The sequence below is a fragment of the Wolbachia endosymbiont of Aedes aegypti genome (genome assembly GCF_021496215.1).
Lineage (GTDB): Bacteria > Pseudomonadota > Alphaproteobacteria > Rickettsiales > Anaplasmataceae > Wolbachia > Wolbachia pipientis.
Genome location: NZ_CP090902.1, coordinates 1 through 20,662 on the forward strand (window position 1 = coordinate 1; position 20,662 = coordinate 20,662).

At 35.4% G+C, this 20,662-nt stretch carries 21 protein-coding genes and 2 tRNA genes; 21 read left to right on the forward strand and 2 right to left on the reverse strand.

Annotated elements, in window-relative coordinates:
* Positions 1 to 152: 152 nt before the first annotated feature.
* Positions 153 to 1,535: a chromosomal replication initiator protein DnaA gene (gene dnaA, locus L0Z58_RS00005; protein WP_010962298.1), complete on the forward strand. Its 1,383-nt coding sequence runs from the start codon at positions 153 to 155 to the stop codon at positions 1,533 to 1,535.
* 27 nt (positions 1,536 to 1,562) lie between these two features.
* Here dnaA and L0Z58_RS00010 read toward each other — a convergent pair whose 3' ends face one another.
* Positions 1,563 to 2,837 (reverse strand): metallophosphoesterase, encoded by a 1,275-nt coding sequence (locus L0Z58_RS00010; protein ID WP_022626184.1) that lies wholly within the window; start codon positions 2,835 to 2,837, stop codon positions 1,563 to 1,565.
* Between the two features lie 190 nt (positions 2,838 to 3,027).
* Between L0Z58_RS00010 and L0Z58_RS00015 the strand changes: the two genes are divergently transcribed.
* The 8 genes from L0Z58_RS00015 (at position 3,028) to L0Z58_RS00050 (ending at position 11,185) form a co-directional block, all read left to right on the forward strand.
* Positions 3,028 to 3,115: transfer RNA gene (locus tag L0Z58_RS00015), tRNA-Leu, on the forward strand.
* A gap of 29 nt (positions 3,116 to 3,144) precedes the next feature.
* On the forward strand, positions 3,145 to 4,227 hold the full coding sequence (locus L0Z58_RS00020) for a GTP cyclohydrolase II (protein WP_010082649.1): 1,083 nt from the start codon (positions 3,145 to 3,147) through the stop codon (positions 4,225 to 4,227).
* 72 nt (positions 4,228 to 4,299) lie between these two features.
* The gene (locus tag L0Z58_RS00025; protein ID WP_010962299.1) at positions 4,300 to 4,980 is read left to right on the forward strand and encodes a VirB8 family type IV secretion system protein; all 681 of its coding nucleotides are present in this window, start codon (positions 4,300 to 4,302) and stop codon (positions 4,978 to 4,980) included.
* Positions 4,967 to 5,767, forward strand: coding sequence for a P-type conjugative transfer protein VirB9 (virB9, locus tag L0Z58_RS00030; RefSeq protein ID WP_173862889.1), 801 nt, complete (start codon positions 4,967 to 4,969; stop codon positions 5,765 to 5,767). The genes L0Z58_RS00025 and virB9 overlap by 14 nt, the downstream gene beginning before the upstream one ends.
* Positions 5,768 to 5,783: 16 nt before the next feature.
* Positions 5,784 to 7,244, forward strand: a complete 1,461-nt coding sequence (locus tag L0Z58_RS00035; protein ID WP_010962301.1) for a TrbI/VirB10 family protein — start codon at positions 5,784 to 5,786, stop codon at positions 7,242 to 7,244.
* Position 7,245: 1 nt separating this feature from the next.
* Positions 7,246 to 8,238, forward strand: coding sequence for a P-type DNA transfer ATPase VirB11 (gene virB11, locus L0Z58_RS00040; RefSeq protein ID WP_010962302.1), 993 nt, complete (start codon positions 7,246 to 7,248; stop codon positions 8,236 to 8,238).
* Positions 8,239 to 8,268: 30 nt separating this feature from the next.
* A complete protein-coding gene (locus L0Z58_RS00045) occupies positions 8,269 to 10,215 on the forward strand; it encodes a type IV secretory system conjugative DNA transfer family protein (protein ID WP_010962303.1) in 1,947 nt (648 codons plus the stop codon).
* 121 nt (positions 10,216 to 10,336) lie between these two features.
* Positions 10,337 to 11,185, forward strand: a complete 849-nt coding sequence (locus L0Z58_RS00050) for a P44/Msp2 family outer membrane protein (protein WP_010962304.1) — start codon at positions 10,337 to 10,339, stop codon at positions 11,183 to 11,185.
* A gap of 164 nt (positions 11,186 to 11,349) precedes the next feature.
* On the opposite strand, the gene prmC is transcribed toward L0Z58_RS00050, so the two are convergent.
* The gene (gene prmC, locus L0Z58_RS00055) at positions 11,350 to 12,189 is read right to left on the reverse strand and encodes a peptide chain release factor N(5)-glutamine methyltransferase (protein ID WP_010962305.1); all 840 of its coding nucleotides are present in this window, start codon (positions 12,187 to 12,189) and stop codon (positions 11,350 to 11,352) included.
* Positions 12,190 to 12,623: 434 nt separating this feature from the next.
* On the opposite strand from prmC, the gene L0Z58_RS00060 reads away from it, so the two are divergent.
* From L0Z58_RS00060 to rplL, 12 genes are all read left to right on the forward strand, one after another.
* Positions 12,624 to 12,776: a hypothetical protein gene (locus L0Z58_RS00060; protein WP_007549315.1), complete on the forward strand. Its 153-nt coding sequence runs from the start codon at positions 12,624 to 12,626 to the stop codon at positions 12,774 to 12,776.
* 525 nt (positions 12,777 to 13,301) lie between these two features.
* Positions 13,302 to 13,676, forward strand: coding sequence for a 30S ribosomal protein S12 (rpsL, locus tag L0Z58_RS00065; RefSeq protein ID WP_006279787.1), 375 nt, complete (start codon positions 13,302 to 13,304; stop codon positions 13,674 to 13,676).
* Between the two features lie 5 nt (positions 13,677 to 13,681).
* Positions 13,682 to 14,161 (forward strand): 30S ribosomal protein S7, encoded by a 480-nt coding sequence (gene rpsG / locus L0Z58_RS00070; RefSeq protein WP_007549313.1) that lies wholly within the window; start codon positions 13,682 to 13,684, stop codon positions 14,159 to 14,161.
* Positions 14,162 to 14,182: 21 nt separating this feature from the next.
* Positions 14,183 to 16,258: an elongation factor G gene (gene fusA, locus L0Z58_RS00075; RefSeq protein ID WP_010962308.1), complete on the forward strand. Its 2,076-nt coding sequence runs from the start codon at positions 14,183 to 14,185 to the stop codon at positions 16,256 to 16,258.
* Between the two features lie 11 nt (positions 16,259 to 16,269).
* On the forward strand, positions 16,270 to 17,442 hold the full coding sequence (tuf, locus tag L0Z58_RS00080) for an elongation factor Tu (RefSeq protein ID WP_010962309.1): 1,173 nt from the start codon (positions 16,270 to 16,272) through the stop codon (positions 17,440 to 17,442).
* Positions 17,443 to 17,455: 13 nt separating this feature from the next.
* Positions 17,456 to 17,528, forward strand: a tRNA-Trp gene (locus L0Z58_RS00085).
* Between the two features lie 19 nt (positions 17,529 to 17,547).
* Entirely contained in the window at positions 17,548 to 17,748 is a 201-nt protein-coding gene (gene secE, locus L0Z58_RS00090) for a preprotein translocase subunit SecE (RefSeq protein ID WP_022626186.1), read from the forward strand.
* Positions 17,738 to 18,574 (forward strand): transcription termination/antitermination protein NusG, encoded by an 837-nt coding sequence (nusG, locus tag L0Z58_RS00095; RefSeq protein ID WP_041580602.1) that lies wholly within the window; start codon positions 17,738 to 17,740, stop codon positions 18,572 to 18,574. The genes secE and nusG overlap by 11 nt, the downstream gene beginning before the upstream one ends.
* 2 nt (positions 18,575 to 18,576) lie before the next feature.
* Entirely contained in the window at positions 18,577 to 19,017 is a 441-nt protein-coding gene (locus tag L0Z58_RS00100) for a 50S ribosomal protein L11 (RefSeq protein WP_006279541.1), read from the forward strand.
* 4 nt (positions 19,018 to 19,021) lie between these two features.
* A complete protein-coding gene (gene rplA / locus L0Z58_RS00105) occupies positions 19,022 to 19,675 on the forward strand; it encodes a 50S ribosomal protein L1 (RefSeq protein ID WP_010962311.1) in 654 nt (217 codons plus the stop codon).
* Between the two features lie 12 nt (positions 19,676 to 19,687).
* Positions 19,688 to 20,206, forward strand: coding sequence for a 50S ribosomal protein L10 (rplJ, locus tag L0Z58_RS00110; protein WP_006279539.1), 519 nt, complete (start codon positions 19,688 to 19,690; stop codon positions 20,204 to 20,206).
* Between the two features lie 26 nt (positions 20,207 to 20,232).
* Entirely contained in the window at positions 20,233 to 20,634 is a 402-nt protein-coding gene (gene rplL, locus L0Z58_RS00115) for a 50S ribosomal protein L7/L12 (RefSeq protein WP_007551887.1), read from the forward strand.
* The last annotated feature ends 28 nt before the right edge of the window (positions 20,635 to 20,662 follow it).

Genomic DNA, 20,662 nt, shown 5'->3' on the forward strand with positions numbered 1-20,662 from the left:
TGATCAATTTTAATGTTTTTATACCCTTTACAACCCATCAAAAAATCACCATAATTTTTAGTATGTATTAAGTAGTATTAGCTTTTCATTTTGCAGCAAGCTATTGATTATCTTATATTTTTCTAATTATTGCTTTTTTCTTGGTGTGGTATATGAACTTAACTAGCCCTAAGGTTTCTACTATGTTTTTTGATCAGATTATTACAGTAACGGATCACAATGTTACTTGGGAAAAAATCCAAAATTGTCTTTATAATCTTTATGGAGAAGCAACATATAATAGCTGGCTGAGTTCACTAAAATTTGTCAGTAGCAGAAATGGGGAAGTTCTTTTATCCGTGTCAACAAGGTTTATAAAAGAGTGGATTACAGTTCATTACATGAAAAAAATATTATCATTATGGCAAAGCGAAGATAAAAGTATACGTTCTATTGATATTCAAGTAATTGAGGAGAGGAATTCAAATTTTAATGTTATACTAAAAAACAGAGAGGAAAGTAATCATAATCTTGGTTCGCCGCTGGATCCAAGGTTCACCTTTGATAATTTTGTAGTGGGAAAGCCAAATGAATTAGCATTTACGGCGGCAAAGCGTGTGGCAGAATCTATAGATCCAATATTAGGCAGCAATCCTTTGTTTCTATATGGTGGAGTGGGACTTGGTAAAACACATCTAATGCATGCTATAGCTTGGCACATAGTCAATTCCCCATCAGCAAAAAGAAAAGTGGTGTATTTATCAGCAGAGAAATTCATGTACCAATATATTACAGCGCTGCGAAGCAAAGATATTATGTTATTTAAAGAGCAATTTAGATCAGTAGATGTATTGATGGTAGATGATGTGCAATTTATCAGTGGTAAAGATAGTACACAAGAAGAATTTTTTCACACTTTCAATGCATTGATAGACCAAAATAAACAATTGGTTATATCAGCTGATAGGTCTCCTAGTGATCTTGATGGAGTGGAAGAAAGAATAAAATCACGACTCGGTTGGGGGTTGGTGGCAGATATTAATGAAACAACTTTTGAATTAAGGCTTGGTATATTGCAGGCAAAAGTGGAGCAGATGAATATGTATGTTCCGAAAGATGTCCTAGAGTTTTTAGCAAGGAACATAAAATCTAATATAAGAGAATTAGAAGGAGCATTAAATAAGGTTACCCATACCTCATTAATTGGAAGAAGTATGACGGTAGAATCAGCTAGTGAAACCCTAATCGATCTTCTTAGGTCAAATCATAGGTCAGTCACAATAGAAGAAATACAAAAGAAAGTAGCTGAATTTTTCAATATAAAGGTTGCAGATATGCAATCCAATAGAAGGCTTCGCAGTCTTGCAAGGCCAAGACAAATAGCTATGTATTTTGCCAAAAAATTTACGCAAAAAAGCCTACCAGATATTGGGAGAAACTTTGGTGGCAGAGACCATGCTACTGTTATACATGCAGTAAAACAAGTAGAAAATTTTATAAAGACCGACTCAAAATTTGCTGATGAAATCAATCGATTAAAAAAAATGTTTAAGTAGCGTTTTTAAAATAGCTAATAACAAATCCTAAAATGAATCGACTATAGTTTTAATCCGTTTAAGTTTAAAATCTTCTGTTAGCTTCGCAGAATACATTTCCTTATTGTGTTGATTATAGAAGGTAAATTCGTGATCATCTAAATTTAGTATTGCAAAGCCAAAGCCAAAAAAGTTTCTAACCTCGTGTGCTAAGTAGTTTTTACCATTTGAATAGTCAAATTCTACATTTTGATAAACAGATTCTTGATCTTGAGCGTGTAATGATGCACCACCGTTTCCAACTATAATTTGGTCTGGAACATTATCCATTAATAAAATCTGGGCTATATGAATGTGGCCAGAAACTATGGTAGTAACATTGCTTGGAAATTTATCTCCAAAAGCTTCGATTTGTGTAAGATTACCATGGCTTTTTAATGTCAAAAATTCTTTTTTTGGAGATCTCCAAAGCGGTTTATGAGTTAAAAACCACATGGGCTTGTCAGAACTATTTTGTATCAATTTATCAAATTGCCTCTCAAAAGCATCAATTGTGCTTTGGGTTGTAAAAATATCCTCACCGGATGAAGAGTCGAAGATAAAAAATTTCATCGGTCCAGCATCTAAGGACCAACTAGAAACGAAGTTTCCACATTTTTCAGACGAAAAGGGGTATGAATCTAGATACCTGAACCATCCTTCATAAGCTCTATCACAACTCTCATGGTTTCCACGAACAAAAAGGAAAGGGGATTGTGATAAAATATCCTTTGCAGGCTCAAACCAATCAGCGTACCAAACTTCTTTATTATATCCATAAATATCGCCACACTTTTTTGTATTTCTACATTTTGTTTGTCTATAATGATAATCACCAACATGGATAATTAAATCTGGTTTATGAAGGGCGATTGAATCTAAATTTTTTTTTAAAGGCCAGCTATCTACCGAATTACATTCCTGCTGAAATAACATATTTATTCTACAGCCCGTGTCACCAATGAAAGCAATTTTATTAACCTTTTTTGGTAATATAGGAACCCGTAGATCCTCAATACTAATGTTTTTGGCACTTGTTTGTACTGTCAGTTCACAAACTGTTTCGTTATGACCACCATTGTTAATTGAGCTGCGATTCAGCATTTCTGTTTCCTCGCCATCAACATAAACAATGGGACACATGTCATTGTCCGTAATTGCGCGTATGCTTAGTTTATTTTCTGGGATAACTTGAGACCATGTGTATAATATTTGTGCATGGACGAAATGAAAGCTAGTTATAAGAGAGAGAGCTAAAAAAATAAAGATATTAGCTATATTCATTTGTATAAAAACCTAAGTTAAAAATTAGTAGTAAGGTTATCTTAAATGATTAAAATTTATAATCACAAAATTCATAATCAAATTATACAAACAATTTCTAAATTATTCTAGTATCAGATTGACACTCTAGATGAAAAATTCTAAAATGATTAAGTAATTTAAAATAATTATATAAAAACTAGAATATAGTGCGGCCGTGGTGGAATTGGTAGACACGCAGCGTTGAGGTCGCTGTGGCTCATAAGGCCTTGGAAGTTCAAGTCTTCTCGGCCGCACCAGTTTTTATCGCTGTTTAATATGGGTAAAAATGTTTATAGGAAATCAGAGTAGCAATAAGGTAGAAAGAGCTATCAGCGAAATCAGGCGCGGTCGGCCAATTGTAATATATGATGAAAGTAATTACCTATTGTTTGCTGCTGCTGAGGCTTTAGAAAGAGATTTATTTAATCAATACAAGCTTACATCAAGTAATGTATATGTTACTTTAACTTCAAGTAAGGTAAAATACATATCTCAGAATAAAGAACATAACAGCAAACGTCTGTTGGTGAATAATTTTGATGAACTGCTCTATTTAATAAACTGTTCAAAGGAAGATTGCATAAAAGAGTTGCAATGCTCAAAGACAATAGATGAATGTGCTATTGCCTTGCTTAAGTTCTCAGAATTATTGCCATACGCGTTAGTGGCTGATATGACTTTTGAGAATAACCATGAAATGCGAAATTGGTGCGAGAAAAATGACGTTATTGCACTGGACACGTCATTCATAAATAATTTTCAAGAAAATCAGGATGTATATGAAGTGTGCAAAACATCATTATTTTTAAAACAGACTCAAGAAGTAAATATCATATCTTATAGAACCGAAAGTGGTGGAAGAGAACATCATGCAATTATCATTGGCAATCCAGATAAAGATGACGAACCATTAGTGAGAATTCATTCTTCGTGCTATACGGGTGACTTGTTAGATAGCTTGTCATGCGATTGCAGAAGTCAGTTACATCAAGCAATTCAAATGATAGCTGACTCTGGAAGTGGTATTATATTGTATTTGATGCAAGATGGAAGAGGCATTGGTTTAACTAATAAGTTAAGAGCGTACAGTATGCAAAGAGGACATAATCTTGATACTGTTGATGCAAATAGAATATTGGGTTTTGAAGATGATGAAAGGAGTTTTGCTGTTGCAGCTAAAATGCTTAAGAAATTGAACATTAACAAAATCCAATTACTTACAAACAATGATAGGAAATTGTCAGAATTGGAAAGTAGTGGTATAGGAGTTACAAAGTGTCTACCACTTATTGTGGAACGTAATAAATATAACGATTCATATATGGAGACAAAGTTTGGTAAATTAGGCCATAGATTAAGAGTTTTTTAGCTTTTTTGCTGTAACTACTTTGTTAATTTGCTATGTTTATTAACATAAGTTAAGATTTTTAGGAATACTAAAATGCTAAGATTTTTTAAGCGAGAAAAAAATACTGAATCCTTAGATAAGGATATAAATTGGAATTCAAACCGCTACAGCACAGTTATTGCTCAAAGGAATATTCTACTTTTATTTGCATTAATATTATTAGCAACGATCTCTATCAGCATATTAGTCATATTTAAAATTAGCACAAGTAGCACTATTGAGCCATTTGTTATAGAAATTGACAAGAAATCAGGAATAGTGCAATTGGTTGATCCTGTCACAGTAAAACAGTATTCTGCAGATGAAGCGCTAAACGATTATTTTATTTCAGAGTATATAAAAGCAAGGGAGGTTTTTGATCCATATCATTATAATTATAACTATTATACAAAGGTGAGGTTGTTTTCCTCACCTGATGTGTATAATGAATTTAGAAATTATGTAGGATCGCAGAATATGGATGATCTTTTTAATTTATATTCAGATACCAAAAGTGAATTTAAAATTCGCTCAATTCAAAAGTTGGGTAACGATGCTCTTCAGGTGAGATTTTTTGTGGAATTTACACGGAAAGATGGAAGTTCTACGAGAAAAAATAAGATAGTTATTATGTCATATAGATATGCATCGCTTGAAATGGATAATCAGCAAAGATATATTAACCCATTAGGATTTCAAGTTATTTCATATAGAGTAGATGATGAATATGTATAGGATATTATTAGTTTTAGCTTTACTTGTAAGTGGCAATTTAAACGCATCCATTAATTATAATGAGCCTATTTCTATAGATAGTAGAATAAAGACTTTTGTGTATAGCCCTAATGAAGTATTTACGGTGGTTTTTAGTCAGGGTTACTATTCTTATATTGAATTTGCGGAAGGAGAAAAAGTTAAAAATATCGCTGTTGGTGATGCATCAAGTTGGAAAATTAATCCTTATGACAATAAATTGCTTATCATGCCATTTGAAGTTAGTAGTCGCACCAACATGATTATTACGACAACTAAAAAAAGAAATTACATTTTTGATTTAATCTCAAGGCCAAACTACGATAAATACCCGGATACTGATGCTAAGAAAGTAGATCACGATTATTCTGCTGAAAAGGATATATCTTACGTAGTACGTTTTTATTATCCTCAAGAAGAAGGTGAATTTGATGTTGATTTAGATGAGGTTTCTTTACCTACTCAAATGCAATATACTACAGACAAGCTAGAAAAAATAATACAAGAAAATGATACGAAGTACAATTATACATATATTGATGAAGGTGGTAATGCGGATATAGTTCCGATCGAGTTATTTGATGATGGTTATTTAACCTATTTAAAATTTAGAAATAATAATAAAATACCTCAGGTTTTTGTAGAAGGGGAGGATAAACCTTGTAAAAGGCTGTTATTTGGTGATTATGTTATAATAAAAGGAGTACATAAAAAGCTATTTATGCGTTATGAAGATGGTGAAGTTGAAATTATAAATAGGTCACTTTAGCTGTGGTACATGCAATATGAATAAAGAAAGGCGTAACAATTCAGAAGATGAATCAGAAATAGAGAATAAGGTAGTAACAGTTGGCTCTAATCAAGGTCATAGGGCATTGATGGTCATTATTTTAGTGCTTCTGGCTGGTGGAGTGTATTATCTCTATTTTAGTCCTTCTCCTAAAGAGGGTTCAGAAGTTATTAAAAAAGAGGAAACAAAGCAAAACGTTCAAGAATTGAAAGGAAAGTTGGAACAAGTTCCAGATAATGTAATGGTTCCTGAAAGAATAATAACTGATCCCTTACCACCCTTACCTCCTCTTCCTACACCACTAATCATACCAGAAATAAAACAAATTAGAAAAGAAGAAGTGATGAAAAAAGAAGAAGAGAAACCAAAAGAAACTCCTGTGTCAAATATACCTATTTTGCCAAAGCAAAATTTTCCTTCTAGTAATGTTATGGGCAATTTACCTACCTCGTTTCCTACAATAGGGGGTGGCGGTTATCCTAGAGACAGACGTAGTGCACAGATGTTGACAATTTCAGGTGGTAGTGGAGAGAACAAGGCTGCTGATGCTATTTTATCCGACACTTCAGCACAATCGAGCAAAGCTACCAGAGTGGGAAAGCTTGGTTTAATGATTACTCAAGGTAAAATTATTGATGCTGTTCTTGAAACTGCAATAAACTCTGATCTGCAAGGAATGCTGCGTGCTATGGTGAGTAGAGATGTTTATGCAGAAACTGGTGATACAGTTTTAATACCTAAAGGCTCAAGATTGATAGGCAGTTATTCATTTGACTCGAATGTTGCTAAATCTCGTGTAAATATAAACTGGAATAGAGTGATTCTGCCACATGGAATAGATATTGCAATCTCATCACTTAGTACTGACGAGCTTGGTAGAGCAGGAATAGCAGGAATAGTTGATAACAAAATAGTAAGTGCGTTATTCTCTTCGGTGACACTTGCTGGTGTTTCGATTGGTTCTGCTGTTATAGGGCAAAAGGCTTCTAATCTTGTTGATACGCTAACTGTCAGAGATGCAGTAAAGTCTATCACTGCAACCGAAATAGATTTTTCTTCTCTCCAACTCATTATTGACCCAGAAAAGAAGATATCTAGTGACAAATGGAAATTAGGCCTTGGGGCTATCGGAAGAATTCGGAGTGCCAAAAGCAGACAAGATTTACTAAAAATAATGAAAGAGGAAATAGCAAAAGCACTAGGAATTGAAGAAGACGAGGTAAATATAAGCCTGGAAATTGTAAATCAACTGTTAGAACAAATTCAAAGAAAAAGCAAGTCTGTTTATGATGAAGCAATCGGGAAATCAATCGAGGATTTTTCTAAAGATATGCGGGATGTAGTGGGCAGATATACAGATAAAAAACCAACTATTTATGTTGATCAAGGCACTGCATTGAAAGTATTTGTTAACCAAGATATAGTATTTCCTCCACAGGCAATATTAAATCAATGAAATGAACTATGCTGCACTTGATACATATTTGGAGCCATTACAAGGCATATTTCAAGAAGAAGGCGTAAATGAAATATCAATAAATAAGCCAAAGGAAGTATGGATTGAAAATCGCGGTGAAATAAGGTGTGAAAAATTAGAAGTATTCGATCTTAACCATTTGAAATCTCTTGGCAGACTGATTGCTCAAGCTACAGAACAAAAACTTAGCGAAGAAGCGCCGTTACTTTCGGCAACATTACCAAATGGTTATCGTATACAGATAGTATTTCCGCCAGCATGTGAACCTGATAAAGTAGTCATGTCGATTCGTAAGCCTTCTAGCATGCAGTTAGCACTCGATGATTACGAAAAAATGGGGGCTTTTTCTGAAACTGTTACAGAAGCAACTGATAATCCAGTTGACCGTCATTTGGATTTATTGTTAAGGCAAAAAAAAATAAAAGAGTTTTTAGAATACGCTGTAATAAGTAAGAAAAATATTATAATTAGTGGTGGAACTTCCACTGGTAAGACTACTTTTACTAATGCTACTTTGCGTGCTATTCCAGATGAGGAAAGAATTATTACTGTTGAGGATGCAAGGGAAATCGTTTTGAACGATCATCCCAATAAAGTCCATCTAATTGCCTCTAAAGGAGGGCAGGGCAGAGCAAAAGTAACCACTCAAGATTTGATAGAAGCGTGCTTACGTTTAAGGCCAGACAGAATAATAGTTGGTGAGCTCCGTGGAGCGGAAGCTTTTAGTTTTCTTAGGGCGATAAATACTGGTCACCCTGGATCAATATCAACCCTTCATGCGGATAGTCCAACAATGGCCCTTGAGCAAATAAAACTGATGGTTATGCAAGCAAACCTTGGCATTCCTCCAGACCAAATTATACCATACATTAGAAATGTGATTGATATTGTTATTCAGCTAAAAAGAACCGGTGGGGGCAAAAGAAGCATTTCTGAGATATTATTTACTAGATCTGCGAGTGAAAATGCTTAAATTTATACATAAGTTAAGGAAGAGTAGTTTATGAGTAATAGAAATCACCTACGTAATATTCTCATAGGAGGTGTAGTAGCTTTTAGCGTACTTGAGTTTTGCTTCTATCTATCTGGTATATTGTTTGTTCTGTTTGCTGATGGTCCGGATGCTGTGGATTTTAAGGCAATTAATCCTAGTTTGACGCCTTTCCCTCAAGCTCTTTGGCCAACGATTTTTAATCATATACAATATTGTTGGCATCATCCAGAGTTATATAGCCTTGAGCTCAAAATCACATTAATTATATCTTCTGCACTGCCTATCATTGTTTTAATGATTATCTTATGGAATTTAAGAGAAAGGATAATTGAGTGGCGACCATTTAAAAAGAAGGAATCACTTCATGGAGATTCGCAGTGGGCATCAGAGAAAGACATACGAAAAGCAGGATTAAGAAGCAAAAAGGGATTATTGCTTGGTAAAGATAAAAGAGGATACTTCATTTCTGATAGGTTTCAGCATGCATTGTTATTTGCACCTACAGGTTCTGGTAAGGGTGTTGGCTTTGTAATTCCTAATTTATTATTTTGGACTGACTCGGTAATTGTACACGACATAAAATTAGAAAACTATGAAATAACAAGTGGTTGGCGAGAACGACAAGGACAAAAAGTATACGTATGGAATCCAGCGCAGCCAGATGGAATAAGTCACTGTTACAATCCATTACAATGGATTAGTGAAAAACCTGGGCAGATGGTTGACGATGTGCAGAAAATAGCTAACCTAATCATGCCTGAACAAGACTTTTGGCAGAATGAAGCAAGAAGCTTATTTGTTGGAGTGGTATTATACTTACTTGCTGCACCAGAGAAAGTTAAATCTTTTGGTGAAGTTGTGCGTACGATGCGTAGTGATGACGTGGTTTATAATCTTGCTGTTGCTCTTGATACAATGGGTAAAATACTACACCCTGTAGCATATATGAATATTGCAGCTTTTTTACAAAAAGCTGATAAAGAAAGGTCAGGTGTTGTATCAACCATGAACTCATCACTTGAATTGTGGGTAAACCCATTGATTGATACTGCAACTGCGTCAAGTGATTTTAATATTCTAGATTTTAAAAAGAAGAAAATTACAGTTTATGTTGGTTTAACTCCTGACAACTTGACTAGGCTCAGGCCTTTAATGCAGGTTTTTTACCAACAGGCAACTGAGTTTTTATGTAGAAAATTGCCATCGGATGACGAGCCTTATGGCGTATTGTTTTTAATGGATGAGTTTCCTACACTTGGAAAAATGGAGCAATTTCAAACAGGTATTGCATATTTTCGTGGTTATCGAGTTAGGTTATTCTTAATTGTTCAAGATACTGAGCAGCTCAAAGGAATATACGAAGAAGCAGGGATGAACTCCTTTTTGTCAAACTCGACTTACAGAATAACTTTTGCAGCCAATAATATTGAAACAGCTAATTTAATATCGCAACTTATAGGAAACAAAACTGTACAACAAGAATCGTTGAATAAGCCTAAATTTTTAGATTTAAATCCTGCTTCAAGGTCATTACATATCTCTGAAATACAGAGAGCATTGCTATTGCCTCAAGAAGTTATTATGTTGCCACGTGACGATCAGATAATTTTAATAGAGTCGACTTACCCAATTAAATCAAAGAAAATTTTGTACTACAGTGATACCACCTTCACAAGAAGGCTGCTCAAACAAACTCGTGTGCCTACACAAGAACCATATGACCCAAATAAAGTTCTTTCTGCCGCTGCGAGCAAAGATAAGGTTAATAACGAGGGGAATAATGTTCTTGAGGGACCTAATTCAGTTGATTATCCTGCTGAAACTAAAACCGAAGATGCAGTATATGATGAATCAGATGAATTTGCAGACGAAGATATTGATGATGAAGATATCGACGATAAGTTTGAAGATGATGACGAGGAAGATGAGGATAAATTAAAAAATGACGAGAAGTAAGGTTAACTTTGCCTATTTTTAGCTCAGAAAAGTGCAAGTTATGCAAATAATTAGGTTTTTCATATTAAGCCATTTTTAATTAATTAGTATTAGATTAGCTATTTTAACTAGGGGAGTAGTAATGATTAGTAAAAAAACATTAGCGGTTACAGCATTTGCTTTATTGTTGTCACAACAATCTTTTGCAAGTGAAACAGAAGGGTTTTACTTTGGTAGTGGGTATTACGGTCAATATTTAAATAACACAAGCGTACTAAAAACAAGCACTACAGGTATCAAAAATTTGTCTATAAATGACAGGGGTGCTCAGAACACAGAAGGTCAGTCACTAAGTGAGTATAAAGGAGATTATAATCCACCTTTTGCTGCAAATGTGGCATTTGGTTACACAGGGGAATTGGGTAACAACAGCTATAGGGCTGAATTGGAAGGGATGTATTCTTCTGTAAAAGTGGATAATATTGGTTTAACAAGTAGCCAAATAACTGTTTCATACCTAAAGGAGACTGGTGAGGATCCTGATAAAGAAACTTATCTCTATAGTGCTGCAGTTAGTCATGACCAAATTGAGAACATATCTGTAATGGCAAATGTTTATCATCATTGGAAAAGTGACCGTTTCTCTTTTTCTCCTTACGTTGGTATTGGGATCGGTGCAACAAGAATGACGATGTTTGAAAAACCGTCAATAAGACCCGCAGGTCAATTAAAAGCTGGCTTTGACTATCGCATAAACGAAGATGTAAATATGCATATCGGATATAGAGGTTTTGGTGCTATTGGTAGCGATATTAAGCTTACAGCAAAAAGGTTAGGACAAGTGGTAGACGACCCTAATAATGATAAAAAAAAGAAGCTTAATCCTAGCTCAGGTAGCAAAGTAACTGAGGAAATAAATATAGGTAATCAACTATTTCACACACACGGTATAGAGGCTGGTCTTACTTTCCATTTTGCCAGCAAAGCTTAAACATGTTGCCCTTTAAAAAATGCATAAAACCGTTCCTGTCGTCCTATGGCTTGACCATAGGATCTAGTTAAATATAGATCCAAGTAGTCACGCTACTTGGATGACTAGGTAGAGGGTACTGGGATGATATAGGATAATATGGGATGAAGGCAAAAAAACATTAGCTATGTTCTTTTCACAACAATGCATCTCTTCATTCCCGCTAAGTCATATACATATTCCTGAAAAGCTAATTCGTATGAGGGGATTATTTTGTCAATATTGCTTTGATCTTCACCTATCTCCAATATCGCAAACCCATTTTTTTTAAGGCACTTTCTCAATATTGGAAAAATGCTCAAGTAACAGCTCAAACCATCAATACCACCATCAAGGGCAATTCTTGGTTCCTTTTGCACTTCAGCTTGCAAGTCTTTCAATTTGCTTCTTTTAATATATGGAGGATTACTGATTATAAGATCGAATGAACCTCTGCACTCTGTCCACGAACTTGGAAATATTTTGGCTCTGCTGAGAAGATCATGTTTTTTTGTGTTCTGATAGGCAACTTTATATGCTTCCAAGCTTTTTTCAAAACCGACGCCAACAGCATATTCATACTCACTAAGTACGGATATCAATAAACAACCTGTGCCTGTACCAAAATCTGCAATTTTTAGTTTCTGTTTTTTGTTTGGGTAATATTTTAACACTGCTAGGATTATTGTTTCACTATCTGGCCTTGGATCTAAAACATGCTGGTTAACTATAAAATTTTTACTCCAGAATTCACGATTACCTATTATTTGCGATATTGGATATCTTTCCGCTCTTTTTTTTGTTAATTTCCAAAATAAAAGTTCTTTCTCCATCGGCACTTGATCAGCATGGTTCACAATTATAAATGATCTTTCCACTCCAAGTACGTGCTGCATGATGATTTCACAATCTAAATGTGGTGATTCAACTTTATGTGACGATAATAACTCCGATCCTTCTTGAATTAAAGTGCTGATTGTTTTCATTATTCTAAAAATATGTTTCTTTCAGCCAAAAATAGCAAGATGAGCTTCCAGTTTAGGGTAGCTGCACTAAATCCCAGTGTCAAGCACGCAGCTGTACGAACATTGCAATTTGCAGATCCAAGTAGCTTGACTACTTGGATCCAGCTAAGTTGGTGAGCATAAAAGTATAGCTAATGCGAGCTTTACGTCATACCGTCACGGTATCTCTAGATTCCGCTAACACGTAGCGGGACGACGAGGTCAGGGTGTCATCCTAGTACCTTCTCCTGTCATCCCAGTGCCCTGACTACTTGGATCCAGGAAAAAGAATGGTGTCATCCAAGTAGCCTCCCTCCCCTGTCATCCCAGTGCCCAGACACTGAGATCCAGAAAAGTTTGCTTGTAAGCAAGCAAACTAGCACAGAAAGTGGTTACAACATTTTCGATGAGATTATATGGAAAATTGGATTCCAGTGTCAAGCACTGGAATGACACCTTCCTGCCCAGTTCATGTTGCCATAAATATTAAGAAATTTACCAAGCAAAAAAAAGGCAAAAGAAGCCCTAGTCATTGTCTATTTTCAGTATTGGCGTTTTTTAAGTCTTAAACACTGCAATTTAGCTGCTTTTAAATGCAACTCACCTTAGTTTAAATGTTTAAGAAATTTACTAAGCAAAAAAAAGGCAAAAGATATCCCGTATTAGCTAGTTGTCACTCTCTAATCCTGCAAATTGGCGTACTATACTGTCTTAAACGCTTTATAAGCGCGTTTCAGCTTATATAGGTAAAAACCCAGAAACGTTGTGAAGAAGTAAAGTGTGCATAGTGCAAAAAATTAAAAATAAGACGCCAATTACGTAATACTGTTGTCATTTAATCTGCACAGATTGAAGATAAATAAATACCTTCAGTACCATGATAATGGGGCTGGCGAAGGGTGTCAAGTAAGTTTTTTCGTTTCTACTGAATGACAGTTGTGGCTTGGGAGGTAGTGCAAGAAGTCTACTGATGGCTTTCAAGGCAGTTGAGCTTAATTATTAGAGTAGTAATGTTTATTTTTATATTGACTATTGAGGTTTATTATTTTATAACTAAAAACTTAGTTATTTTAATGAGCTTGAGTTTATAACATATGCCTACGATAAATCAATTAATACGTAAGGGTAGATTAGGATTGACCCATAAGAAAAAGGTACCAGCTTTGGGAGAAAGCAACCCTCAAAGGAGAGGTGTTTGCACTAAGGTGTATACTACAACTCCTAGAAAGCCTAACTCAGCACTCCGTAAAGTAGCCAGAGTAAAAATTAGTGGGTATGGTGAAGTGACGGCTTATATACCTGGTGAAGGTCATAATTTACAAGAACACTCTGTTGTTTTGATACGTGGTGGGCGGGTTAAAGATTTGCCAGGTGTGCGTTATCACATAATAAGAGGTGCCCTTGATCTGCGTGGTGTGCAAAATCGAAAGAAAGCTCGTTCAAAATATGGTGTAAAGAAATCTGGTTAAAGTTTATGGCTCGTCGGAATAAAGCAAAAAAAAGAGAAATAAGTCCTGATTCGCGTTACGGCAGTGTTTTGCTGATGCGTTTCATTAATACAATCATGAAATGTGGTAAAAAATCTACTGCAGAAAAGATTATCTATGACGCTTTGTCTTTAGCTGAAAAGAAAATAGGCGAAGGTGGGTTATCAATTTTTGAGACAGCAGTAGGAAATGTTACTCCTTCTATAGAAGTGCGTTCTCGACGCATTGGTGGTGCAACTTATCAAGTACCTGTTGAAGTTCGACAAGATAGAGCGGTTTCTTTAGCGTTAAGGTGGATTGCTAAAGCAACTTCTGCTGCTCGAAAAAAGAGTGGAAAAACCACTGTTGATTGTTTGCAATCTGAAATACTGGATGCTTATAATAAACGCGGTGGTGCGTTTAAGATGTGCGAAGAAAAATATAAAATGGCTGAAGCTAATAAGGCATTTTCTCATCTTCGTTTTTAATGTTAGCTAATTAATTGTGATATGGAAATTGGAATATCTAAATACAGAAATATAGGGATAATGGCTCACATAGATGCTGGTAAGACTACCACAACAGAGCGTATTTTATTTTATACTGGTAAGCAAAATAGAATTGGTGAAGTGCACGATGGTGCAGCTTCTATGGATTGGATGGAGCAGGAAAAAGAGCGTGGTATTACAATCACATCTGCTGCAACAACATGTTTTTGGAATGATCATAGGGTCAATATAATAGACACTCCTGGTCACGTTGATTTCACTATTGAAGTTGAGAGATCTTTAAGGGTTTTGGATGGTGCAGTTGCTGTATTTGATGGAGTTGCTGGAGTTGAACCTCAATCTGAGACAGTGTGGCGTCAAGCTGATAAATATAGCGTTCCTCGTATCTGCTTTGTTAATAAGATGGATAGAATAGGGGCAAATTTTTATCGATGTGTTGATATGATAAAGACGAAGCTTGGTGCAGCACCTTTAGTTATTCATTTACCAATAGGGAGTGAGAAAGATTTCAAAGGTATAATTGACCTTATTTCTATGAAAGCCATTATATGGCAAGAAGAAACGTTGGGCGCTAAATTTTCTTATGAAGATATTCCTTCTGATTTGCTTGATAAGGCTCAAGAATATCGAAATCTTTTATTAGATGCTGCAGCTGAGATGGATGATGAAGCGATGAATACTTACTTTGAGTCTAATGATCTGCCAGTGGATTTACTGAAAAAATGCGTGAGAAATGGGACCATTAAAGGAAAATTTGTTCCTGTGTTATGTGGATCAGCTTTTAAAAATAAAGGCGTACAACCACTTTTAGATGGTGTGGTTGACTTTTTACCTTCTCCTATTGATGTTGATGTAATTGTTGGAATTGATCCTAAAGATTCAGAAAAGAAAATTGAGGTCAAACCTTCAGAAAAAGAGAAATTTGTTGCTCTTGCATTTAAAGTGATGACGGATAAATTTGTAGGCAGCTTGACGTTTATCCGTATTTATTCTGGTAAATTAAAGTCTAAATCTACCGTTTCAAATGCGTTAAAAAACGAAACTGAAGGGATTGGCAGAATGTTACTTATGCATGCAAATAACCGAGAAGATATAACTGAGGCTAGGGCTGGAGATATAGTTGCTTTAGTTGGGCTAAAGAAAACAACCACCGGAGATACTTTATGTTCTGTTGATTTTCCTATATTATTGGAGCGTATGGAATTTCCTGAGCCTGTTATTGAAATTGCTGTAGAACCTAAAACCACTTCAGATCAGGAAAAATTAGGTATTGCTCTAAATAGGTTGGTTGCAGAAGATCCTTCTTTGAGAATGTCAGTAAATGCGGAAAGTGGCCAGACTATATTGAAAGGCATGGGTGAGCTCCATCTTGAGATTATTGTTGATAGAATGAAGCGCGAATTTAACGTTGAGGCTAACGTCGGTGCTCCTCAGGTTGCATATCGTGAAACTATCACTAAATCTGTTGAAATTGATTACACTCATAAAAAACAATCTGGTGGAGCTGGTCAGTTTGCTAAGGTTAAAATAAAATTTGAACCTCTTGAGCCTGGTTCTGGATTTCAATTTGAAAGTAAAATTGTAGGTGGTGCTATTCCAAAAGAGTATATTCCTGGGGTAGAAAATGGCTTGGAGTTGATAAAAGAAGGTGGTATAATTTCGGGATTTCCGTTGATTGATTTTAAGGCTACCCTTCTTGATGGTGCTTTTCATGAGGTTGATTCTAGTCCTTTAGCTTTTGAACTTGCTGCTAAAGGTGCTTTTAAAGAGATGGCAAATAAAGCTGGTCCAAAAATGCTGGAGCCTATAATGAAAGTTGAAATCATTACTCCTGAAGAATATATGGGTGATGTTATGGGTGATATAAATAGTAGAAGAGGAAATGTTGCTGATATGCTCGATTTAGGTAATAATAGTAAAATAATTACTGCTTCGGTACCTCTTGCAAATATGTTTGGTTATATCAACGTTTTGCGTTCTATGTCTCAGGGAAGGGCGCAGTATAGTATGCATTTTTCTTGTTATGAGCAAGTGCCACAATATGTGGTTGATGAGTTAAAGTTAGAGTATAATTAAGGGTAATAATTATGACAGCAGTAGTGGAAGCATTTGGAAAGCCGCATGTAAATGTGGGAACAATAGGGCATGTGGATCATGGGAAGACGACGTTAACAGCGGCGATAACGAAGCATTATGGAAATTTTGTAGCGTACGATCAGATAGATAAAGCGCCAGAAGAAAGGAAGAGGGGGATAACGATAGCAACAGCGCATGTTGAGTATCAGACGGAAAAAAGGCATTATGCACACGTTGATTGTCCTGGACACGCTGACTATGTAAAGAACATGATAGTAGGTGCAGCACAGATGGATGCGGCGATATTGGTAGTGTCGGGGGTTGATGGGCCAATGCCACAAACGAGAGAGCATATATTGCTGGCGAAGCAGGTAGGTGTTGGATATATCGTGGTGTATATAAATAAAGCTGATGTTGCTGATGCTGATATGATAGATTTAGTAGAAATGGAAGTGAGGGAATTACTGAGTAAATACGGATTTCCAGGGGATGAAGTGCCTGTGGTGGTTGGTTCAGCGCTCAAGGCGCTGGAGGATGACAGCAGCGAATATGGAAAGAAATCAATAGATAAATTGATGGAAAAGTTAGATGAATATGTAGCGGTTCCACCAAGGCCTGTGGATTTACCATTTTTATTGCCAATCGAAGATGTATTTTCGATATCGGGGCGAGGAACAGTGGTAACAGGAAGAATAGAGAAGGGAGAGATAAAGACGGGAGAAGAGATAGAGATAATAGGTCTGAAAGCGACGCAAAAGACGATATGCACAGGTGTTGAGATGTTTAAGAAGTTGCTGGATAAGGGAAGTGCAGGACTCAATGTAGGAATATTGTTAAGAGGAACAAAAAGAGAAGAAGTGGAGAGAGGGCAAGTATTAGCGAAACCGGGGACGATAACACCGCATAGAAAGTTTAAGGCGGAGGTTTATATATTAAAGAAAGAGGAAGGAGGAAGGCATACACCATTTTTTGCGAATTACCAGCCACAGTTTTATTTAAGGACAACGGATGTAACTGGGAGCATAAAATTGCTAGATGGGAAGGAGATGGTAATGCCAGGAGATAATGTGAGTGTAGAAGTAGAATTGCAAGTACCGATAGCAATGGATAAGGGATTGCGTTTTGCGATAAGAGAAGGCGGTAGAACTGTTGGTTCTGGTGTTGTTTCTGAAATTTTGGAGTGAGAGTTTGAGTTATAGGAGTGTAGCTCAATTGGTAGAGCGCTGGTCTCCAAAACCAGAGGTTGTAGGTTCAATTCCTATCGCTCCTGCATTAATGTTGTGGTGGAAATGTTAAAAAGTTTGTGTGGTTTTTTCTGTGATATAAAGCAAGAAATACGAAGAATTGCTTGGGTAAAGAAACAGGAGGTGTTGTCATCTCTATTTGTTGTAATGATTGTTATATTATGCTTTTCGATTTTCTTCTGTTTTGTGGATTTTATGTCTCTTTACGTAATTAAGGCTTTATTTGGAATTATTTATGGAATGTGAATATAAATGGTATATCATTAAAGTTGATTATGGATATGAGCAAAACATACGCGAATTGGTAAGTAATGCTGTTTATTTTAAGGAAGTGTTTATTCCTTATCAAACGGTATGTAATTCAAAGTCTGATATAAAAGAATTATGTGAAGTGTATGTATATATGCATCTGTGTGATGAAAGCAAAAATATTTTGAATCAAACGCCTGGATTCTGCAGTGGCGAATCTGGTGATTTTGAGATGATTTCAGATGATGAGATAAGTTTAAAGTGTAAAGAATTTAATAGATATAAATGGTATATCTTGAGAGTTGCTTCCAATTGTGAAGAGAAAGTGCGCCAACATATATTGGAAAATTCTATGAGATTGGGTGTTAATGATTACTTTAAGGAAGTTTTTATTCCATATGAAGAGCTAAGTGAAGTAGAGTTGAAATCTAAGAAAATTGCTACACGAAGGAAATGCTTTCCTGGTTATGTCTTTTTATACGTGAATTTATGCGATGAAGTATTGAATTTTATCAATAATATACCAAAATCTCTTAAGGTTTATGGATTTTTGAAAAACGGTAATATTCCAAAGGTGATTTTGGATGATGAGATTCACTCAATGTGTAATGCACTTTATAATGCTCAAGAGACAAGGAAGTTAGGTTATGGTTATGAAAAAGGTGAAAAAGTGAAAATTAATGATGGTCTTTTTCAAAATTTTACTGGTAAGGTAAATATGGTAAACGATGAGAAAAAAATTATTAATGTGGAAGTATCGATTTTAGGTAAGCCGACAATAATAGAGCTTGATCTGGCTCAAGTAGAGAAAATAGAGGATTAATTATGAGTGTTATAGTTGCTAAGATTAACTTACTTATGGAAGCTGGGAAAGCAGTTCCAGGACCGAAAATTGCTTCAGTACTTGGTCCACGTGGTATACCTGTTCCTAAGTTTTGTGAAGCTTTTAATAAAGTTACTAGTGCTGCTAACGCTAATTATAAAGTAGGCGATTTAGTAACAGTGCGAATTTCCATAAAGGATGATCGCTCTCATGATTTTACTGTCAGCGGTCCGCCTGTGGCTTATTTACTTAAGCAGGAGGCTAAATTAAGTAAAAGTTCTGGTAATCCTGGTAAAGAATTAGTGGCTAAATTACCTATGTCTGCTATAATTAAAGTAGCAAAGTGCAAGATGGTTGATATGAAAGTGGATAATGAAGATTCAGCAGTGAAAATGGTTGTAGGCACTGCAAAATCTATGGGTATAGAAGTTGTGGAAGGTTAGGTAAATGAATACATATAATGATAATCCTAAGCAGTGTTTGAAGAAGATTGTTGAGTCTGCTTCAGCAAAATTTAATGAATCAGTTGATATTGCGGTCAATTTAGGCGTAGATTCACGTAAATCTGAAGAGCAGGTACGTGGTACAGTAGTTTTGCCTAAAGGTATCGGGAAGAATATTAAAGTAGCTGTTTTCGCTCAAGATAAACATTTATTAGAAGCTGAAAAAGCTGGTGCTGATATTGCAGGAGGAGAGGATTTAGTTGAAGAAATAAAAAAAGGTAGAAAGTTAGATGTTGATTGGTGCATTACTACTCCTGATTTTATGGCAAAAATCACTCCTATTGCAAAAGTATTGGGTGTTAAAGGGCTGATGCCTAACCCTAAATTTGGTACTGTGACTTCTAACATTGCAGAAGCTATTAAAACCATTAAGTCTGGTCAGGTAAAATTTGGAACAGATAAAAATGGTGTTATTCATGGTAAATTAGGAAATATTAAATTTGATATTGATGACTTGCTAGAAAATTTAAAAGCCTTTCTTAAAGTAATTAAAGATAATAAACCTATTTCTGCGAAAGGAATTTACTTTAAGGGTGTTTTTTTAAATTCAACTATGGGTAAAGCTTATAAGATAGGCAAAGTGGAAGATATAATTTAAGGGAGTGATACCGTGAAGCGTAAAGATAAGGATGAATTTATACAGAGCACAATAAACGTATTTGTAAATAATGATTTCTTGATATTAGTAAATTTTAAATCTATAAATGCTAATGATTCATTAACTCTGAGGAATAGTCTGAAGTCTATAGCAGGTGGGGTATTAGTAGTTAAAAACACTCTAGCGCGCTTGGCTTTGGAAAGGACTGGTAAATTCTCTTATTTATCAGGCAAATTTTCCGGTCCTGTTGCTATTATATACTCTAGTGGCATAGTAGAAGCTGCAAAATTAATAGTTGATTTTACTAATGCTAACAAAGAAAAAATGTCTGTGATTTGCGCAGCTCATTTAAATGAATTGTTAACAGTGGAAGATGTTAATAAACTGGCTAAGTTGCCTTCTCTGGATGAATTGCGTGTTAAAATTATGCGTTTAATATCTTATGATATTCCTGCTCGGTTAGCGTTGTCTATTAATTCATCTTCTATGAGGCTTATGAGAGTTTTGGATTATTATAGTTCTAAAAAATAAATTTGTTGTTAAGTAAGGTGGTAATTATGAGTAATGTAACAAGTGATTTGGTTGATAAAATATTATCTTTAAACCTATTAGAGGCTTCTGAACTTGTAAAAGTTTTAGAAGAGAAAATAGGGTTGCCTGCTGGTTCTTTTCTTGGTGGAGCTGTTGGTGCTGGGGCGCCTATTGGTGATAATGCTGCTGCTCCTGCTGCTCAAGAAAAAGCTGAGTATAAAGTTGTGATTAAAGAAATTGATGCGAGTAAAAAAATAGGAGTTATTAAAGCTGTGAGAGAGGTTAATTCTACATTGGGTTTAAAAGAAGCAAAAGAGTTGGTTGAATCTTTACCTAAAGATTTGACTGCTAATGTTCCTAAAGACGAAGCAGAAAAAATCAAGCAAAAACTTATTGAAGCAGGAGCAACTAAAGTGGAGCTTGAATAATATTTAATGTATTAATTTTATATTGATA

Excerpts from the sequence above, each read along its gene's own strand:
- L0Z58_RS00060 (WP_007549315.1), top strand. The coding sequence starts at position 12,624 with ATGGAAAATTGGATTCCAGTGTCAAGCACTGGAATGACACCTTCCTGC.
- L0Z58_RS00010 (WP_022626184.1), bottom strand. The coding sequence starts at position 2,837 with ATGAATATAGCTAATATCTTTATTTTTTTAGCTCTCTCTCTTATAACT.
- L0Z58_RS00035 (WP_010962301.1), top strand. The coding sequence starts at position 5,784 with ATGAATAAAGAAAGGCGTAACAATTCAGAAGATGAATCAGAAATAGAG.
- tuf (WP_010962309.1), top strand. The coding sequence starts at position 16,270 with ATGACAGCAGTAGTGGAAGCATTTGGAAAGCCGCATGTAAATGTGGGA.
- L0Z58_RS00020 (WP_010082649.1), top strand. The coding sequence starts at position 3,145 with ATGTTTATAGGAAATCAGAGTAGCAATAAGGTAGAAAGAGCTATCAGC.
- dnaA (WP_010962298.1), top strand. The coding sequence starts at position 153 with ATGAACTTAACTAGCCCTAAGGTTTCTACTATGTTTTTTGATCAGATT.
- secE (WP_022626186.1), top strand. The coding sequence starts at position 17,548 with ATGTTAAAAAGTTTGTGTGGTTTTTTCTGTGATATAAAGCAAGAAATA.
- rplA (WP_010962311.1), top strand. The coding sequence starts at position 19,022 with ATGAATACATATAATGATAATCCTAAGCAGTGTTTGAAGAAGATTGTT.
- fusA (WP_010962308.1), top strand. The coding sequence starts at position 14,183 with ATGGAAATTGGAATATCTAAATACAGAAATATAGGGATAATGGCTCAC.
- L0Z58_RS00100 (WP_006279541.1), top strand. The coding sequence starts at position 18,577 with ATGAGTGTTATAGTTGCTAAGATTAACTTACTTATGGAAGCTGGGAAA.
- rplL (WP_007551887.1), top strand. The coding sequence starts at position 20,233 with ATGAGTAATGTAACAAGTGATTTGGTTGATAAAATATTATCTTTAAAC.
- L0Z58_RS00045 (WP_010962303.1), top strand. The coding sequence starts at position 8,269 with ATGAGTAATAGAAATCACCTACGTAATATTCTCATAGGAGGTGTAGTA.
- L0Z58_RS00025 (WP_010962299.1), top strand. The coding sequence starts at position 4,300 with ATGCTAAGATTTTTTAAGCGAGAAAAAAATACTGAATCCTTAGATAAG.
- rpsG (WP_007549313.1), top strand. The coding sequence starts at position 13,682 with ATGGCTCGTCGGAATAAAGCAAAAAAAAGAGAAATAAGTCCTGATTCG.
- virB11 (WP_010962302.1), top strand. The coding sequence starts at position 7,246 with ATGAACTATGCTGCACTTGATACATATTTGGAGCCATTACAAGGCATA.
- nusG (WP_041580602.1), top strand. The coding sequence starts at position 17,738 with ATGGAATGTGAATATAAATGGTATATCATTAAAGTTGATTATGGATAT.
- virB9 (WP_173862889.1), top strand. The coding sequence starts at position 4,967 with ATGAATATGTATAGGATATTATTAGTTTTAGCTTTACTTGTAAGTGGC.
- prmC (WP_010962305.1), bottom strand. The coding sequence starts at position 12,189 with ATGAAAACAATCAGCACTTTAATTCAAGAAGGATCGGAGTTATTATCG.
- L0Z58_RS00050 (WP_010962304.1), top strand. The coding sequence starts at position 10,337 with ATGATTAGTAAAAAAACATTAGCGGTTACAGCATTTGCTTTATTGTTG.
- rpsL (WP_006279787.1), top strand. The coding sequence starts at position 13,302 with ATGCCTACGATAAATCAATTAATACGTAAGGGTAGATTAGGATTGACC.